Raw genomic sequence first — 17,421 nt, 5'->3', positions numbered from 1 at the left:
GGCCACCGCGCTGGCGCTCGATCCGCAGGCGGTGGAGGCGTGCAACAACCTCGGCGTCGCGCTGCTCGCCGGCCGCTGGCCGGAGCGGGCGCGCCGCGCGCTGGCGTGGGCGCAGACCCTCGCCGGCCGGGCCGGGGGCGCCACCTCGAACCTGCTGCTGGCGCTCAACTACGACCCGGCGGTCGGCGACGACGACCTCGCCGCCGCGCACCGCGCCTGGGGCGCCGCCGTCGCCCGCCCGCGCCCGCCGGCCCGCGTCCGGCACGAGCGGCTGCGGCTGGGCTACGTCTCGCCCGACCTCAAGCGGCACCCGGTCGGCTATCTCGCCGCGGCGGCGCTGGAGCGGCGCGACCGCAGCCGGTTCGAGGTGCACGTGTTCAGCGACGTCCGCGCGCCCGACGACCTCACCGCCCGCCTGCGCGCCGCAGCCGACGTCTGGCACGACAGCGCCGGCTGGTCCGACGCCGATCTGGAGACGGCGGTGCGCCGCGCCGGCATCGACATCCTGATCGACCTCGCCGGGCACACCGCGAACAACCGTCTGATGGTCTTCGCCGCCAAGCCGGCGCCGGTGCAGGTGAGCTGGCTCGGCTACTTCCACACCACCGGCCTGCCGACCATCGACGCGCTGTTCACCGACGCCGCCAGCGTTCCGCCGGAGCATCGCGGCTGGTTCTCCGAGCGCGTGGTGCCGCTGGCGTCCGGCCGCTTCTGCTACACCCCGCCGCAGCCCAGCCCGCCGGTGGCGCCGCCGCCGCTGCTGGCGCGCGGCGCCCCGACCTTCGGCAGCTTCAACAACCTGTCCAAGCTGACGCCGGCGGTGGTCGCGCTGTGGGCGGCGCTGCTGAAACGGGTGCCGGCCGCGCGCCTCGTGCTGAAGTGGCACACGCTGGGCGACGGGGAGGAGCGCACCGCCCTTCGCGTCGCCTTCGCCGCGCACGGCGTCGCCCCCAGCCGCCTCGACCTGCGCGGGGCCTCGCAGCACGACGCGATGCTGGCGGAATACGCCGACATCGACGTGGCGCTCGACCCGTTCCCGTTCTGCGGCTGCCTGACGACGCTGGAGGCGCTGTGGATGGGCGTGCCGGTGGTGACGCTGGAGGGCCGCCGCCCGGTGGCGCGGCAGTCGCTGGCGATCCTCCGGCAGATCGGCCACCCCGATCTGGTGGCCGCCGCGCCCGAGGCCTACCTGGACATCGCCGCGCGCCTGATCGCCGATCCCGCCGCGCTGACTGCCCGCCGGGCGGCGTTGCGCGCGGACATGGCGGCGGAGATCTGCGACGCCGCACGCTTCACCGCCGCTTTCGAGGCGGCGCTGCTGGAGGTGTGGCACGCCGCCGGGTAGGAGGGCTTGCCGGTTCGTCCGACCTCACCGTCGTCGGCGTCCCCGCAAAGGCGCATAGGCACTCAATCAAGCGATTGGGCCCCCTTCCCCGCGCTCATTCCCTTCCCAAGCCGTCATCCCCGCCTTCGCGGGGATGACGGCCAAGAAGGTGGTGGACCGGGGCCAAAGTCAGCACCCATGCGCCTGCGCAAGGATGACGGTTGAGAAAGGTCGCACAGAACGGAAAGCCGTCCCACGACTCACCAGCCCGCGGCACGACCATCTTGCCAAGCGCACCGCGTTCCGATAGGATCGCAGTCACAAAGGCCCGAGCTGCGTCCAACGCCCGGGATGGCGTACTGAACACCCCCTGCACACTGTTCCACGGTGTTCCAAACCGTTCCACTCGGAACCGCTACACCACCGTCCGGTACCGCTCGATGCAGGTGGCCAGCACCTCGCCCATCGGCCGCCCCCACCAGCGGTTGGAGAAGATCTCCACTTCCGCGTGCCCGGCGTAGCCCTGCGCCTCGACGAGGGCGCGGATCTTCGGGATGTCGATCACCCCGTCGCCCATCATACCGCGGTCGAGCAGCAGGTCGGTGGTCGGCACCAGCCAGTCGCAGACGTGGAAGGCCAGCAGCCGGTCGCGGCCGGCGCGGGCGATCTGCGCCTCCAGCTCCGGGTCCCACCAGACGTGGTAGACGTCCACCGCCACGCCGAGCGCGCCCGTCCGCCCCGGATCCAGCCGGTCGCACAGGTCGAGCGCGTGGCGCATCGTGTTCACGCAGGCGCGGTCGGCGGCGTACATCGGGTGCAGCGGCTCGATGGCCAGCGGCATGCCGGCGCCGCGGGCGTGCTCCAGCAGCTCGGCGATGCCGTCCTCCACCAGTCCCCGCGCCGCGGCGATGTCTTTCGAAGGCGCCGAGCCGGGGCGGGAATACTGCGGCAGCCCGCCGACCACCAGCACGAGGCAGCGCGCGCCCAGCGCCTTCGCCTCATCGACGGCGCGGCGGTTGTCGTCGCGCGCTTGCGCCCGGTGCGCGGCGTCCGCCGGGAACATGCCGCCGCGGCAGTAGCCGGACAGCTCCAGCTCCGCGGCGCGCACCGCCCGCACGGCGTGCTCCAGCCCGACCGCCGCGACCTGGTCGCGCCAGGGGGAGACGGCGCGGATGCCGTGCCGGGCGCAGGCCTCGGCGATCTGCACGAAGTCGCCCTGCGCCTTGACGGTGGCGGTGTTGATGGAGAGCCAGCGGTGATCCCCGGAAAAATCTCTGGGCGAAAAGTCGCGCATCACACCGCCTCGATCCCGCGCACCGCCAGCACGTCGGCCATTCGCCACACCGCCTGCTCGGGATCGCGCAGCAGGCCGGCCTTGTCGGCGAGTTTGAAGATCTCGGTCAGGTGCAGGGTGGAGCGTGCGCTCTCCTGGCCGCCGACCATGGTGAAATGGTCCTGGTGGCCGTTCAGGTAGGCCATGAAGACGACGCCGGTCTTGTAGAAGCGCGTCGGCGCCCGGAAGATGTGGCGCGACAGCGGCACCGTCGGCTCCAGGATGCTGTGGAAGGTCTTGGCATCGCCCCCCGCCAGCGCCGCCAGGGCGGCCGAGGCGGCCGGCGCGATGGCGTCGAAGATGCCGAGCAGCGCGTGGCTGAAGCCGTGCTCGTCGCCCGCGATCAGCTCCGCGTAGTTGAAGTCGTCGCCGGTGTACATGCGCACCTGCGGGTTCAGCCGCCGGCGCATGGCGATCTCCTTGTCCTTGTCGAGGAGGGAGACCTTCACCCCGTCCACCTTGGCGGCGTGGTCGTTGATGATCGCCACCGCGGTGTCCATGGCGGCGTCGAGGTCCTTTGTGCCCCAGTACCCCGCCAGGGCCGGGTCGAACATGTCGCCCAGCCAGTGGATGATCACCGGCTCCTTCACCTGGGACAGGATGCGGGAATAGACCCGCAGGTAATCGTCGGCCGAGCGCGCAACGCGGGCCAGCGCGCGCGACGCCATCAGGATGATGCGCCCGCCCATGCCCTCGACCGCCGCCACCTGCTCCTCGTAGGCGCGGATGACGTCGTCGAGCGAGCGGGCGTCCTCCGGCGCCAGATGGTCGGTGCCGGCGCCGCTGAACACCAGCCCGCCGCGCGGCCGGGCGGCGGCCAGCGAGCGCCGGATCAGCTCCTGCGAGGCCGCCCAGTCCAGCCCCATGCCGCGCTGCGCGGTGTCCATCGCCTCGGCGACGCCGAAGCCGAGGTCCCACAGGTGCTCGCGGAAGGCGATGGTGCGGTCCCAGTCGATGGCCGGGGTCAGCCACGGGTCGGCGTCGGCCAGCGGGTCGGCCACCACGTGCGCGGCGGCGAAGGCGACGCGGTTGAGCGGCCCGGCGATCCTGCCGGGGAAGCCGCGCGCCGGGGCGACCTCGTAGGGTTCCAGCGTGCGGTCGGGGCGCGGCAGGCGGATGGTCAGGGACATGCTCACACCTCCAGCGCCGGAACGTCCACCCAGCGCCGCTCCTTCCAGCTCCGCAGCGCCGCCTCGACCAGCTGCACGCCCTTGGCACCCTCGATCAGCGTGTAGCGGTAGGGGGCGTCCTCGCAGAGGTGGCGGATGAACATCTCCCACTGCGCCTTGAAGCCGTTATCGAAGGGCTGGTTGTCGGGCACCGTCGCCCAGGTGTCGTAGAAGTCCAGCGTCTGCCTCTGGTCGGGGTTCCACACCGGGCGCGGCGTCGCGGCGCGCGGCTGGATCACGCAGTCGTGCAGCCCGGCGACCGCCGAGCCCAGCGTGCCGTCGGCGTGGAAGGTCACGAGGTCGTCGCGGTGGACGCGCGTGGTCCAGGACGAGTTCATCTGCGCGATCACCCCGCCCTCCAGCTGGAAGGTGGCGTAGGCGGCGTCGTCGGCGGTGGCCTCGTAGCGCTGGCCCTGCTCGTCCCAGCGCTCGGGGATGTGGGTGGCGCCCAGGCACGACACGCTGCGCACCTCGCCGAACAGGTTGTCCAGCACGTAGCGCCAGTGGCAGAGCATGTCGAGGATGATGCCGCCGCCGTCCTCCGCCCGGTAGTTCCAGGAGGGCCGCTGCGCCGTTTGCCAGTCGCCCTCGAACACCCAGTAGCCGAACTCGCCGCGCACCGACAGCAGCCGACCGAAGAAGCCGGAGTCCTTCAGCATGCGCATCTTCTGCAGGCCGGGCAGGAACAGCTTGTCCTGCACCGTGCCGTTCTTCAGGCCCAGTTCCTTGGCGAGGCGCACCACGTGCAGCGCCTGCTCCAGGTTGGTGGCGATGGGCTTCTCGCAGTAGACGTGCTTGCCGGCGCGCATCGCCTTCTCCAGCAGCGTCGGGCGCATCTGCGTGGTGCCGGCGTCGAAGAACAGCTCGTCCTTCGGGTCATCGAGCGCCCGATCGAGGTCGGTGGTCCAGCGCTCGACGCCGTGCTGCTCGGCGAGGCGGCGGATCTTCTCCTCGTTGCGGCCGACCAGGATCGGATCGGGCATGACGCGGCTGCCGTCCGACAGCGCGACGCCGCCCTGGGCGCGGATGGCGAGAATGGAGCGGATCAGGTGCTGGTTCATCCCCATGCGGCCGGTCACGCCGTGCATGATGATCCCAAGACGACGCGTGCTCATGAAAGGGTCTCCTTACTGACTTCGGCCGGAGAGGCGAGGGGTTGCAGGCTGTCCCAGCGCGGCTCCGCCGCGTGGGCGAAGCCGGGGACGCGAAGCGGGGATGTCGGCAGGCTGCCGGCGCCGGTGTTCAGCCGGACGCCACCTCCATGGGGGCCGTCCTGGCGGGCGTAGAAGCCGGGGTGGGCGGCCAGGAACGCCTCGGCCTCCTCCTCGGGAGCGCCGGCGAAGCCGTCCACGTACTGGTGCCCGTTGCGCTCGGCGTGGCCGATGCCGAGCAGGGCGACCAGCGCGGTGTCCTGCTGCACCGACAGCCCGGCCTGGCAGGTCAGGTCCTCGGCCGAGATGAAGTGGCGGCTGCCGTCGCCGTTCCACGCCGCGCAACGGGCGGCGTTGAGGATCGCCTTGTACAGGCCCTTGCACGACTTCGACGAGACGCCCCGGTAGCCCATGGCGCGGGCGCGCGGGAAGGCGTCATAGGATTCGTCGGACTCGTCGATGATGACGGCGTGCCGCTGGCCGACGGGGCCGAGCGGCTCGTCGAGCGCGCGCTCGCGGGCGATGGGTTGCTCGACGTACAGCAGGGCGCGGCGGAACGCGGCGAGGGCCGGGTCGGCCTCCAGCCCGTCGAGGAAGGCGGCGAGCGTCGCGGTGTCGGGGTACTGCTCGTTGCCGTCCAGCGTGGCGCGGCAGGTGGGCAGCGCCGGGCCGAGCACCGCGGCGATGGCGCGCAGCCGGTCGAGGTCGGAGGCCGGGTCGCCGGAGAGCTTGATCTTGACGTGGTGGGGGCATTTGCCCCCTCCCCATCCCTCCCCCGCTTCGCGGGAGAGGGAGTCTGCCGCCGAAGCGGCGGAGTTCCCTCCACCGCGAAGCGGGGGAGGGTTAGGGAGGGGGCCGGCAACGAGCGCCCTCAACGACTCCACATCGTCCACCAGCCCCACCGTGTGCCGCAGACACACCGCCGCCAGCGGCCGCAGCCCCTTGAGGAACCCATCCAGCCCGAACCCGTCGAGGTCCGGCGTCGAACGCGTGTCGATGCCGGCGACGTTCCCCGCCATCCCGGTGAAGAAATCCACGCCGAGCGCCCGCAGCAGCCCGTCCAGCACCGCCTTGTCGAGCAGCGCCGGCCCGTAGGCCGCGGTCAGCCGGGTCTCGCCCGCCGCTAGGCAGGCCGCCTCGTGTGCGCCGCGCACCGCCGCGTGGTGGCCGAACGCCGTGTCGGGCCAGGACCCGCCCCCATACCCGCGCGCCGCGAGGCGAAGCGACACCCGCAGCCCGTCCACCGTCCGCGCCGGGCTTCGGTCGGGGCGCTTGTCGAACCACTTGGGCATCATCATCTCGGCGGTGCAGCCCCACGCCTCGCCGCGGCCTTCCACATCGACCAGCACGCGGACGAACGCCTGCGCCGCCGCCTCCACGGTCACCGCACCGAAGCGGAAGGGCTTGCGGAAGCGCACGGGCCGCTCGAACAGCTCAACGGTGCGGATGCGGAGCCGGGGCGCCTCCATCAGTCGAGGTGCCCCTGGGTGAAAAAGTGCCCGCGGATCTTCTGCGTCAGCTGCACGAAGACCGGGTCGCCCATGACGTCCAGCGTGCGCGGCCGGGGCAGCGGCACCTCGTAGGTCGCGGCGATGGTGCCCGGCCGCTCGCTCATCACCATGACGCGGTCGGCGAGGAACACCGCCTCGGGGATCGAGTGGGTGATCAGCAGCACGGTCTTGCCGGTCTCGTGCTGGATGCGCTGCAGTTCCAGGTTCATGCGCTCCCGCGTCATGGCGTCGAGCGCGCCGAACGGCTCGTCCATCAGCAGGATCTTCGGGTCGTGCACCAGCGCCCGGCACAGGGATGCCCGCTGCTGCATGCCGCCCGACAGCTGCCAGGGGTACTTGTTGGCGAAGCCCTCCAGCCCGGTCGTGCGCAGCAGGCGTTGAGCCCGCTCCAGGTATTCGGCCCGCGGTAGGCCGCGCACCTCCACCGGCATCATGATGTTGCGCAGCACCGAGCGCCACGCCAGCAGCACCGGGCTCTGGAACACGATGCCGACGTCGTCGTGCGGCTCGGTGATCTCCGTGCCCTCGATGCGGATCGAGCCGCCGGTCGCCGGCAGCAGGCCGGCGACCATCTTCAGCAGCGTCGACTTGCCGCAGCCCGACGGCCCGACGATCACCAGGAATTCGCCCTCGCGGACGTCGAAGGTGAGCGGCTGCAGGGACGGCACCTCGCCGTCGCGGGTGCGGTAGGTCTTCGACACGCCCTCGACCCGGATCAGGGTCTGCGGCGGCCGCTGCGCCGTCATCGGCGCCTCCCCCACCAGCTTCAGGTGCGATGCCATCCCCACATTCTCCGTCACTGGCCGGGGTTCGGCAGGTAGGCGTTGGTGTAGAAGCTGGCGAGCTTGCCCTTCGCCGCCGCGTCGAGGCCGCCGTACTCCACCAGCAGGTCCACCGACTCCTTCATGTTGTCCTCGGAGACGCGGAACGGCTGCTTGCTCTTGCCGTCCGGGTCCTTGTACAGCGGGATGGTCAGCTCGAAGCCCTCGGTCAGCGTGGCGATCTGCCCGCCCTTGGGGTTGGCGGTGAGGATCGACTGCGCCGCGTCCTTCGGGTGCTTGGAGGCCTCCTCGACCGACTTGGTCGCCGCCGCCATGAAGCGGCGCACCAGCCCCTCCTTCTCCTTCACGTAGTCGGTGTTCGCCACGATGCCGGAGCTGACCATCTTGATGCCGTAGTCGGCGAAGCGGATCGGCGTCACCGCCTTGCCGGTGGCGTCCTTGATCTTCATGGACTGGTCCATGACGTAGCCGAGCAGCAGGTCGGCCTGCCCGTTGATGACGGCGTTCAGCTTGGTCTGCGCGTCGCCGGACACGGTGCGGAAGTCGCTCTCCTTCAGGCCGGTCTTCTTGAGGAACAGCGGCCAGATCTGCGACATGGAATCGCCCGGCGTGACGGCGACGGTCTTGCCCTTGATGTCCTCGGGCTTGCGGATGTTCTTGTCGGAGAAGCCCATGGCCGACATCGGGCTGGTCTGCAGCAGCACGCCGGTGGCGACCAGCGGCGCGCCCTTGGCGGCGGCCTTGATCATGGTGGGCACGTCGATGTAGCCGAAGTCGGCGGTCTTCGCCGCCACCGCCTGCGCCGTCACGGCGGAGCCGCGGCCCTCCTGGATCTCCAGGTCGATGCCCTGCTCGGCGAAATAACCCTTCTCCTTGCCGTAGTAGAAGGGCGCGTGCTCGCCGTAGACGTACCAGTTGAGCATCAGCGTGACCTTGTCCGCCGCGAACGCCGGAGACGCGGCGAACAGCGCGGCCACGGCCGCGAACCAAGCCTTCTTCATCCGTTCCCTCCCGTTTGTTTCGTGCTTCACGCGGTGGCGACGACGAGGTGACGCCAGGGGATGGCGAGCCGTTCGACGACGTCGATGATCCAGAACAGCACCACGCCGATCAGCGCCAGGACGATCAGCGCGGCGAACATGGTCGGCAGCTCGAAGTTGCCGATGGAGCGCTGCAGCACGAAGCCGATGCCGGAGTTCGAACCCACGAACTCCCCCACCACGGCCCCCACGACGGCCAGGGTCACCGACACCTTCAGCCCGGCGAAGATCGCCGGCAGCGCGTGCGGCAGGCTGACCATGCGGAAGGTCTGGAGCCGCGACGCCTTCATCGAGCGCGCGAGGTCCATCATGTCCTGGTCCACCGACTTGAAGCCCTGCACCGCCGAGACGACGACGGGGAAGAAGGCCAGCAGGAACGCCGAGATCACCTTCGGCACGATGCCGAAGCCGAACCACACGACGAACAGCGGCGCGATGGCGACCTTGGGAATCGACTGCGAGAACACCAGCAGCGGGTAGACGTACGCCTCCACCGTGCGCGAACCGGCGATCAGCATGGCGATCGGGATGCCGAAGGCGACCGACAGCGCGAAGCCGCCCAGCGTCGCCACGGTGGTCGGCACCGCGGCGGCGAGCAGCGTGTCCCACTCGGCGATCAGCGCGACGATCACGTCCTTCGGCGCCGGGATCAGGTAGGGCGGGATCTTCATGACGCGCACCGTCACGTCCCACAGCACGGTCAGCAGCACCAGGAAGATCAGCGGCCGCAGCCAGCCGGAATTCAGCACGCGCTCAGCCGCGGTCACGCCGCGTTGACGGTCCATCGCTCCCTCCCCGCCGGCGCGCGCCTCGTCCGTGCGCGTTTTAACCGGCTGGTTAAAAGTTACCGGCGTGGGCCTATGCCCGTCAATCCACCAAGAGGGATAGGCGGATCATTCGCCCACCCCGGCTTACGGCAGGGGATGGGATGAAACCGCGTTTTCCGCTGTTCATCTCCCTATGAACCCATGGAGGAGACCAATGAGGATCACGCGGGTGCTGGCGGCCGGAGCGGTGGCGCTGTCGCTGTCGGCCTGCATCGGGCCGGGGTACGACGACGGCTACGGGTACGGCTATTACGACCGCCCGTCGTTCGGCTCATCATACGGCTATTACGACCGGCCGGCGGTCGGCTACTATGACCGGCCGGCGCACCGTCGCTATGACCGCGACCGCCCGGTGTACAGCGGCCGCTCCGGCCGCGCGTACGACCCGGGGTTCGGCTCGTTCTTCGACCGGCGCGACGGCGGCGAGCCGCCCAGCGACACGGCGAAGCGCATCCAGATGGAACGAGACATGTCGTCGATGCACTGACCGCCGGTCAGCGCCGCAGCGAGGCGAGCACCAGTTCGGTCATGTGGGCGAGGCGCTCGCTCTTGGCGGACTCGGCCAGCAGGTCGCGGCCGAAGATCGCCGAGAGCGTGTGCACGTTCGACAGGTAGAAATAGGCCAGCGCCGCGATGGAGATGTAGAGCTGCACCGGGTCAACCCCGGTGCGGAAGACGCCGTCGGCCTCGCCGCGCGCCAGCACGTCGGCGATCAGCCGGACGAAGGGCGAGTGCATGGACGCGACGTTCTGCGACCGCCTCAGGTGCTCGGCGCGGTGGATGTTCTCGGTGTTGAGCAGCGCCAGGAACTCCGGGTGCTCGATGAAGTACTGCCACGTGAAGGCGATGAGCCGGGCGATGGCGTCCGGCGGCGCCAGCGTCTCCAGGCTCAGCGCGCGTTCGGCGGTGCGGATGTCGGCGTAGGCCGCCTCCAGCACCGCCAGGTACAGTTCCTGCTTGTTGCCGACGTGGTAGTAGAGCATGCGCTTGTTGGTGCCCGCCGCCTCGGCGATGCGGTCCACCCGGGCGCCGCCCAGACCGTGCCGCGCGAACTCGTCGCGCGCCGCCGCCAGGATGCGGGCGCGCGTGCCCTCGGGGTCGCGGGGGGTGCCGGCCTTGCGCGGCTTGCGGGGGGACTCGGTGGCGGTGGCGGCGTCCATGGCGCGCATGCTAGCAGTCAAACGGGGCGGCTGACGACCCGCACGTGCAGCGGCCGTCCGGCCAGCACGCCGAACACCGCGGCTCCAGCCATCACCACCGCGAACAGCACGCCCGACAGCCCCCAGCCTCCGGTGCGGTCGTGCAGCAGCCCGACCAGCAGCGGCCCGAAGGACGCCAGGGTGTAGCCGACGCTCTGCGCCATGCTGGACAGCGCTGCGGCGACGTGCGGGTCGCCGGCGCGCAGCACGATCAGCGTCAGTGCCAGCGCGAAGCTGCCGCCCTGTCCCAACCCGACCAGCACCGCCCACAGCCACACGCTGCCGATCGGCGCGTACAGGCAGCCGAGCAGCCCGGCGAGGGTCAGCGCCACCACGACCAGCACAACCCCGCCCTGGTGCCGGCTCCGGCCGGCGACGATCGGCGCCGTCAGCGCGGTGGTCAGCTGCACCAGGATCGAGCTGGAGACCACGAAGCCCGCCGTCACCGGGTCGAGCCCGCGGTCGCGCAGGATCGGCGCCAGCCACGCGAACACCACGTAGGCCAGCGAGGATTGCAGCCCCATGAACAGCGTCACCTGCCACGCCAGCGGGTCGCGCCACAGCCCGCGCACCTCCCACCGGCCGTGGGCGCGGTGGGCCCCGGCGTCGGGCAGGCCGGTAAACCACACTGCCACGGCGACCAGCGCCGGCAGCGCCCAGAAGGCGAGCGCCAGCGGCCAACCGCCCAGCGCGTGCGACAGCGGCACGGTGGTGCCGGCGGCCAGCGCCGCCCCGCCGCACAGCGCCATGGTGTAGACGCCGGTCATCAGCGCGGCGCGTTCCGGGAAGTCGCGCTTGACGAGGCCGGGCAGCAGCGCGCCGACGACGCCGATGCCGGCCCCGACCACCAGGGCAGCCGCCACCTGCGCGGCGAAGGTGGGCACGGCGCGCAACGCGATGCCGGCGGCCAGCGCCGCCAGCATGGCGAGGATCACCCGCTCGCTGCCGAACCGCCGCGCCAGTGCGGGCGCCGCCAGCCCGAACACCCCCAGGCAGACCACCGGCACGGTGGTCAGGATGCTGGCGGAGGAGGCGGAAACGCCGGTGTCGCGCACCACCTCCGCCAGCACCGTGCCGAGGCTGGACAGCGCCGGGCGCAGGTTGAGCGCGATCAGCACCAGCGCCGCGGCGATCAGCAGCGGGTGGCGCGGGCGCTCAGGGATAGCGCCGTCCTCGACGTCGATCAGCAGCTCGTCCGCCAGGGAGGGCGGTGCGGGTTCGTTTGCGGGTTCGGCGGGGATGTCACGCATGGCGCTCTTCGGGCGGGTCGCAAGGAGGTGGTGGGTGTCGGCGCCCCCGGCCAGGGGGCCGGGGCGGGGTGAGTCCGCCGCGCAACACTTCCTGGTTTCCTGCACGGAGGCCCGCGACCGGACGTTGACGCACCTAGCATGGGAATCAGATAGTTGCCAGACTTCGTTGATTTCCGGACTCAAACGCGGATCATGGCACCGCCCCTCCCCTCCCCGGCGTCCCTGGACGACGACACCGCGACGGCGGTGCAGGTTCTGGCGCTCGCCGTGCAGCGCGAGCGCGTGCCGGGCATCGTCGAGTTCTCGGTCGCCTCCGACGCGCTGGCGCGCGCCGCCACCTCGCGCAACCGGACCGACCTGGAGTACGCCACCGTCGCCTTCGATTCGCTGGACCCGAGCTTCCGCGGCCGGATCGTCGACCGCGCCTACGAGCTGGCGCGCAGCGAGCGCGGTCGCCTGCGCATGCCGCAGATCCCGCAGCCGGGCGAGCGCCTGATCGAGGCGAAGGCCGCGCTGCAGGACGCCGAGACCGAGGGCGCCGGCCGGGCCCGCACCCGCCTGATGGCCGATCTCGGCCGCCGGCCGGCCAAGCGCCCGACCGAGCTGCGCGAGGAGGTGGAGCTGGCCCCCACCCTCGACGAGATCGTGCCGTTGCAGCCGGTCCGCTACGACGGCCCGCCGCCGAAATGGTGGGAGTGAGCGGGCGCCGGAAGCCCGTTACGAGAACACCACGGCCCCGACCAGGATCAGCCCCAGCAGCAGCACGCCGCAGGACACCTGCAGCGGCACCTGCGGGTCGCGCCCGCGGCACTGGCCGTCGAGGAAGCTGCGGCACTCGCCGCAATGCCGGACATCCCCCTGCGTGGCGGGGATGCCCGTACACATCCGCCTTGATCCACCATGGTCGGCAAGGGAAAACATGCGGAACTTCCGTGGGTCGAACTGCCGAAATGCTAATGGACCCGCGACACGTTGTCACGCGTCAATTCAGCGCCGACCCTTAAGGCTGACGATCATCACACCAAAGACCACCAGCGCGGCCCCGACCATCTGCACCCAGGTCACCTCCTCGCCCAGCGCCAGATAGCCCAGGCCGGCCGCCGACACCGGGCCCAGCGCCCCAACCAGCGCCACGCTGTTGGCGCCGACGCGGCGCAGCGCCTCTGCGGTCATGAACACCGGCAGCACGGTGCAGACCACCGCCATGATCCCCGACAGCCCGTAAACCGCCGCCGGCAGGTCGAGCGCCGACAGCGGGCGCAGCGCCAGGAACTGCACGATGCAGCACACGCTGGCGCTGGTCAGCGCATAGGCGGTGAAGCGCAGCGAGCCGACGCGCTCGATCACCTTGCTGCCGGCCACCAGGTAGACCGCGTAGCAGACCGCGCTGCCGAACACGAGCAGCGCGCCCCAGCCGAAGTCCGCCCCGCCGTCGCGCCACTCGGTGGACACCACCAGCGCCACGCCGGCGTAGGACACCGCCAGCGACAGCACCTCGCGCCCGCCGATGCGCTTGCCGAGGAACAGCGCGGAGAGCACCACCACGATGGTCGGGTAGAGGAACAGCAGCAGCCGCCCGATGCCGGCGCTGACGTACTGCAGCCCCAGGAAATCGAAGAAGCTCGCCAGATAGTAGCCGAGCGCGCCCAGCCCCAGCGTCAGCGCCCAGTCGCGTCCGGAGATGCGCGCCCGCCCGCCGCGCCAACCGCTCCACGCCGCCATGCCCAGGAAGAACGGCAGCGCGAAGACCATGCGCAGCAGGATCAGCGTGATCGGATCGACGCCGTAGGTGTAGGCGGTCTTGATGATGACCGGCCGCAGCGAGAAGGCGAGCACCCCCGCCACCGCCAGCAGCAGCCCCACCAGATGCCAGACGGCCGGCGAGCGGCTCCCCTCGACGCGGGCGGCCTCGGTCATGAGGCCGCCAGCAGGTCCGCCGCCAACAGATCGGCCAGGGTCAGCGCCACCACCTCGGTCGCCTTGTGCAGGTCGGACAGCGGCAGGCGCTCGTCGGCGCGGTGGGCGTTGGCCTCCTCGATGGTGTGCGGGCCGGCGCCGTAGAGGATGATCGGCACGCCGGCATCGGCGTAATGCCGCGCGTCGGTGTAGAGCGGCACCCCCCGGGCCTCCACCGGCTCGCCCATGACGCGGCTGGCGTGGCCGCAGAGGATGCCGGCCAGCCGGTCGGTGCCGGGCAGCGGCTTCAGCGGCCGGGCGAGCAGGATGCGCCGGACCGCGACGCGCGCCTGCGGGAAGGCCCTGGCGGCCTCGGCGATCACGGCGCGCACGCCCTCCTCCACCGCTTCCGGCGTCTCCTCCGGGATCATGCGGCGGTCAAGGCGCAGCATGATGCGGTCCGGCACCACGTTGGTGTTGATGCCGCCCTTGATCAGGCCGACCGTCAGCTGAGGCGAGCCGATGCCGGGCACCGCCGACACCGTTTCGCCGTACGTCTTGCGCAGCGCGTACAGGGCGTTCAGCACGCCGGTCGCCGCCTCCAGCGCGTCGATACCGGTGCCGGGCAAGGCGGCGTGCGCCGACTTGCCGTTGACCTCGACCTCCAGGTGCAGGCAGCCGTTGTGCGCGGTCACCACGCCGTAGCTGAAGCCGGCGCCGATGGCGCAGTCGGGCTTGGAGATGCCCTCGTCGAGCAGCCATTTCGGGCCGATCTCGCCGCCGGCCTCCTCGTCGTACGTCAGGTGCAGCTCGACCGTGCCGCGGTCCAGGCCGGACTTCTCCAGCGCCAGCAGGGCGTACGCGTACGTCGCGAAATCGGATTTCGACACGGCGACACCGCGGCCGTACATCCAGCCGTCCACGATCTCGGCGCCGTACGGGTCCTTCGTCCAGCCCTCGCCGGGCGGCACCACGTCGCCATGCGCGTTCAACGCCACCACCGGCCCGTCGCCGAAACGCCGGCGCACCACGAGGTTGACCGCGCTGGCCATCCCGTTGGCGCGCACGAGGTCGTCCGGCACGCGGTGCCGCTCGACGGTGAAGCCCAGGTCTTCCAGCAGCGCGCCGGCGCGCTCGGCGTGCGGGGCGCAGTCGCCGGGCGGGTTGTCGGAGGGGACCTTGACCAGCTCGGCCAGGAAGCGGGTCTGGGCCTCCCGCGAGGCGCGCAGGAAGTCGCGGATGGCTTGGGCGTCGGTCATGGCGCGGGCTCGAAGTTGCGGAGGATGTCGAGAAGGACGCGCACCGCCAGGGCGGCGTCCTCGGCGGTGATGGATTCGGCAGGGTTGTGGCTGATGCCGCCCTTGCAGCGGACGAACAGCATGCCCATCGGCAGGACGCCCGTAAAGGCCATGGCGTCGTGCCCGGCCCCGCTCGGCAGCCGGAACGGCCGGACGCCGGCGCGCCGCACCGCCGCCTCGATCTGGGCGACGACGCCCGGCGAGCACGGCGCCGCGTCGGCGTCGTGGCCCGGCTGGACGTCCAGCGCCACGCCGCGCCGGCCGGCGACGGCCGCGCAGGCCTCCCGGATCGCCTGGACCGCCGACCGGCGCAGCGCGTCGTCCGAGGCGCGCACATCGACGGTGAAGACGACCCTGCCGGGAATGACGTTGACGGCGCCGGGGAAGGTCTCCAGCCGCCCGACCGTCGCCACCAGGCCGGGCGCCGACGCCCCCCGGGCCTCGACCGCCAGCACCATCTCCGCCGCTGCGGCCAGCGCGTCGCGGCGCAGCTCCATCGGCACGGTGCCGGCGTGGCCGGCCATGCCGGTGACGGTCACCGTGAAGCGGGTGGCGCCGTTGATCGCCGTGACGGTGCCGAGCGGCAGCCCCTCCGCCTCCAGCACCGGCCCCTGCTCGATGTGGACTTCCAGATAGGCCAGCGCGTCCCGCTTCGCCTCGGCGATGCGCGCCGGGTCGCCGCCGAAGGCGGCCAGCGCGTCGGCGAAGCGCACGCCGTCGCGGTCGCGGCCCTCCAGCGCCGCCGGGTCGAAGCGGCCGGCGGCGGCGCGGCTGCCGGTCAGGGTGACCGGGAAGCGCACCCCCTCCTCGTCGCCGAAGCCCAGCACCTCGATGGCGAAGGGCAACCGCTCGCCCAGCCGGTTCAGCTCGGCCACCGCCTCGACCGCCGCCAGCACGCCGAGGTTGCCGTCGTACTTCCCGGCGTTGCGCACCGTGTCGATGTGCGAGCCCAGCAGCAGCGCCGGCGCGCCCGGCCGCGCGCCCTCGTAGCGGCCGACCACCGTGCCGGCGGGGTCGAGATGGACGGCCATCCCCGCCGCGCGCATCCACTCCATCAGCCGGTCGGCGGCGGCGCGGTGCGGCGGCGAGAAGCACAGCCGGGTCAGCGCGCCGTCGTCGGCCGAGAACGCGGCGAACGCGTCCAGGCGCGCCATCAGGTCGCTCATGGCAACAGATCCTTCAGGCGCAGCAATGCGATGCGCTCAACTTGGCCCAGGGCCGTGGCGAACTCCTCCTCCGGGGTGTTGTGGATGCGGCGCTCGAACGCCTCCAGGATCTCGGCGCGGGTCCGGCCCTTGACCGCCAGGATGAAGGGGAAGCCGAACCTGGCCTTGTAGGCGTCGTTCAGTTCGGTGAAGCGGGCGAACTCCTCCGGCGTGCAGCGATCCAGGCCGGCCGAGGCCTGCTCGGCCGTCGAATCCGCGGTCAGCGCGCCGCGCACCGCCAGCTTGCCGGCGAGATCGGGGTGCGCGTTGAGCAGGGCCAGCTGCCGCTCGCGCGGGGCGTCGCGCAGCACGGCGACCAGGGCGGCGTGCAGCCCCTCGGCGGTGTCCGGCCGCAGCCTGGCGTCCCACGCCTCCTCGGCGATCCACGGGGAATGCTCGAAGACGGGACCGAAGCGGGCGACGAAGGCGTCGCGGTCCATATCGCCGGGGCGCATCACTCGCCCCCCTGGTATGGGTGCCGCTCGTGCCAGTGCCGGGCGATGTCCACGCGGCGGCAGAACCATACGCCCTCGTGCCCGGCGGCGTAGTCGAGGAAGCGTTCCAGCGCCTTGATGCGACCCGGCTTGCCGACCAGCCGGCAGTGCAGGCCGACCGATATCATGCGCGGCGTCTCCGCCCCCTCCTCGTACAGCGCGTCGAAGCTGTCCTTGAGGTAGGTGAAGAACTGGTCGCCGCTGTTGAAGCCTTGCACCTGGGTGAAGCGCATGTCGTTGCAGTCCAGCGTGTAGGGCACGATCAGTTGCGGCCTGCCCTCGACCAACTCCCAGTGCGGCAGGTCGTCGTCGTAGGCGTCGGCGTCGTAGAGGAAGCCGCCGTACTCCGCCACCAGCCGCCGCGTGTTCGGGCCGGTCCGCCCGGTGTACCAGCCGAGCGGCCGGTCGCCGGTCAGGCGCGTCAGGATCTCCATGGCGCGGTGCAGGTGCGCGCGCTCCTCCGCCTCGTCCATGTCCTGGTAGTTGATCCAGCGCCAGCCGTGGCTGGCGATCTCGTGCCCGGCGTCCACCATGGCGCGGATGACGTCCGGGTGCCGCTCGGCCGCCATGGCGACGGCGAAGACGGTGAGCGGGATGCCCTTGCGCTCGAACAGCTTCAGCAGGCGCCAGACGCCGACGCGCGAGCCGTACTCGTACAGCGACTCCATGGCCATGCTGCGCCGGCCGGGCAGCGGCTGGGCGGCGACCATCTCCGACAGGAAGGCCTCGGACGCCGCGTCGCCGTGCAGGATGTTGTTCTCGCCGCCCTCCTCGTAGTTGAGGACGCACTGCACCGCGATGCGCGCCCCGCCGGGCCAGTCGGCCTTGGGCGGGGTCGGCCCGTAGCCGATGAGATCCCTGGGATAGCCGGAACCGGACATGCCTTACCCCCTGCTGCGCTGCCATTCCCATGATAATCGACGAAAAGCGGTGGTACCTTTC

Annotated in this window: 18 protein-coding genes; 3 read left to right on the top strand and 15 right to left on the bottom strand. The window is 71.6% G+C overall.

The features are described 5' to 3' along the window. On the top strand, window positions 1–1,345 hold a 1,345-nt coding region (locus ACRWK7_RS33955), incomplete at its 5' end, for a tetratricopeptide repeat protein (RefSeq protein ID WP_431862075.1). 394 nt (window positions 1,346–1,739) lie between these two features. On the opposite strand, the gene ACRWK7_RS33950 is transcribed toward ACRWK7_RS33955, so the two are convergent. Genes ACRWK7_RS33950 through ACRWK7_RS33920 form a run of 7 tightly spaced genes read right to left on the bottom strand, consistent with a single transcriptional unit; the run spans window position 1,740 to window position 9,095 of the window. Continuing rightward, window positions 1,740–2,618: a sugar phosphate isomerase/epimerase family protein gene (locus tag ACRWK7_RS33950; RefSeq protein ID WP_431862073.1), complete on the bottom strand. Its 879-nt coding sequence runs from the start codon at window positions 2,616–2,618 to the stop codon at window positions 1,740–1,742. After that, window positions 2,618–3,787 carry a dihydrodipicolinate synthase family protein gene (locus ACRWK7_RS33945; protein WP_431862071.1) on the bottom strand — a complete coding sequence of 390 codons (1,170 nt, stop codon included), beginning with the start codon at window positions 3,785–3,787 and terminating at the stop codon, window positions 2,618–2,620. Before ACRWK7_RS33945 ends, ACRWK7_RS33950 begins: the two co-directional genes overlap by 1 nt. Before the next feature lie 2 nt (window positions 3,788–3,789). Continuing rightward, entirely contained in the window at window positions 3,790–4,941 is a 1,152-nt protein-coding gene (locus tag ACRWK7_RS33940; RefSeq protein WP_431862069.1) for a Gfo/Idh/MocA family protein, read from the bottom strand. Next, window positions 4,938–6,446: a hypothetical protein gene (locus ACRWK7_RS33935; protein WP_431862067.1), complete on the bottom strand. Its 1,509-nt coding sequence runs from the start codon at window positions 6,444–6,446 to the stop codon at window positions 4,938–4,940. Before ACRWK7_RS33935 ends, ACRWK7_RS33940 begins: the two co-directional genes overlap by 4 nt. Next, window positions 6,446–7,270, bottom strand: a complete 825-nt coding sequence (locus tag ACRWK7_RS33930; protein ID WP_431862065.1) for an ABC transporter ATP-binding protein — start codon at window positions 7,268–7,270, stop codon at window positions 6,446–6,448. Before ACRWK7_RS33930 ends, ACRWK7_RS33935 begins: the two co-directional genes overlap by 1 nt. Window positions 7,271–7,284: 14 nt before the next feature. Continuing rightward, window positions 7,285–8,271 carry an ABC transporter substrate-binding protein gene (locus ACRWK7_RS33925; protein ID WP_431862063.1) on the bottom strand — a complete coding sequence of 329 codons (987 nt, stop codon included), beginning with the start codon at window positions 8,269–8,271 and terminating at the stop codon, window positions 7,285–7,287. Between the two features lie 26 nt (window positions 8,272–8,297). Then, window positions 8,298–9,095 (bottom strand): ABC transporter permease, encoded by a 798-nt coding sequence (locus ACRWK7_RS33920; RefSeq protein WP_431862061.1) that lies wholly within the window; start codon window positions 9,093–9,095, stop codon window positions 8,298–8,300. 196 nt (window positions 9,096–9,291) lie between these two features. On the opposite strand from ACRWK7_RS33920, the gene ACRWK7_RS33915 reads away from it, so the two are divergent. After that, window positions 9,292–9,624, top strand: coding sequence for a hypothetical protein (locus ACRWK7_RS33915; protein WP_431862059.1), 333 nt, complete (start codon window positions 9,292–9,294; stop codon window positions 9,622–9,624). A 7-nt stretch (window positions 9,625–9,631) separates the two neighbouring features. On the opposite strand, the gene ACRWK7_RS33910 is transcribed toward ACRWK7_RS33915, so the two are convergent. Beyond that, window positions 9,632–10,297, bottom strand: a complete 666-nt coding sequence (locus tag ACRWK7_RS33910) for a TetR family transcriptional regulator (protein ID WP_431862057.1) — start codon at window positions 10,295–10,297, stop codon at window positions 9,632–9,634. Window positions 10,298–10,314: 17 nt separating this feature from the next. Next, window positions 10,315–11,586 carry a CynX/NimT family MFS transporter gene (locus tag ACRWK7_RS33905; RefSeq protein ID WP_431862055.1) on the bottom strand — a complete coding sequence of 424 codons (1,272 nt, stop codon included), beginning with the start codon at window positions 11,584–11,586 and terminating at the stop codon, window positions 10,315–10,317. Window positions 11,587–11,778: 192 nt separating this feature from the next. Between ACRWK7_RS33905 and ACRWK7_RS33900 the strand changes: the two genes are divergently transcribed. After that, entirely contained in the window at window positions 11,779–12,285 is a 507-nt protein-coding gene (locus ACRWK7_RS33900) for a hypothetical protein (RefSeq protein WP_431862053.1), read from the top strand. Between the two features lie 18 nt (window positions 12,286–12,303). On the opposite strand, the gene ACRWK7_RS33895 is transcribed toward ACRWK7_RS33900, so the two are convergent. The 6 genes from ACRWK7_RS33895 to puuE form a co-directional block, all read right to left on the bottom strand. Then, window positions 12,304–12,471, bottom strand: a complete 168-nt coding sequence (locus ACRWK7_RS33895) for a hypothetical protein (protein WP_158284292.1) — start codon at window positions 12,469–12,471, stop codon at window positions 12,304–12,306. A gap of 102 nt (window positions 12,472–12,573) precedes the next feature. Beyond that, complete coding sequence (locus ACRWK7_RS33890; RefSeq protein WP_431862051.1) at window positions 12,574–13,503, bottom strand: DMT family transporter; 930 nt, start codon at window positions 13,501–13,503, stop codon at window positions 12,574–12,576. After that, window positions 13,500–14,741, bottom strand: coding sequence for a M20/M25/M40 family metallo-hydrolase (locus tag ACRWK7_RS33885; RefSeq protein ID WP_431862049.1), 1,242 nt, complete (start codon window positions 14,739–14,741; stop codon window positions 13,500–13,502). Before ACRWK7_RS33885 ends, ACRWK7_RS33890 begins: the two co-directional genes overlap by 4 nt. After that, window positions 14,738–15,946, bottom strand: coding sequence for an allantoate amidohydrolase (locus ACRWK7_RS33880; RefSeq protein ID WP_431862047.1), 1,209 nt, complete (start codon window positions 15,944–15,946; stop codon window positions 14,738–14,740). The genes ACRWK7_RS33885 and ACRWK7_RS33880 overlap by 4 nt, the downstream gene beginning before the upstream one ends. After that, a complete protein-coding gene (gene uraD / locus ACRWK7_RS33875) occupies window positions 15,943–16,440 on the bottom strand; it encodes a 2-oxo-4-hydroxy-4-carboxy-5-ureidoimidazoline decarboxylase (protein ID WP_431862045.1) in 498 nt (165 codons plus the stop codon). The genes ACRWK7_RS33880 and uraD overlap by 4 nt, the downstream gene beginning before the upstream one ends. Then, complete coding sequence (gene puuE / locus ACRWK7_RS33870; protein ID WP_431862043.1) at window positions 16,440–17,360, bottom strand: allantoinase PuuE; 921 nt, start codon at window positions 17,358–17,360, stop codon at window positions 16,440–16,442. The genes uraD and puuE overlap by 1 nt, the downstream gene beginning before the upstream one ends. Window positions 17,361–17,421 lie beyond the last annotated feature (61 nt).

Source organism: Azospirillum sp. (genome assembly GCF_050789165.1).
This window is presented reverse-complemented; position numbering and strand designations above follow the sequence as displayed.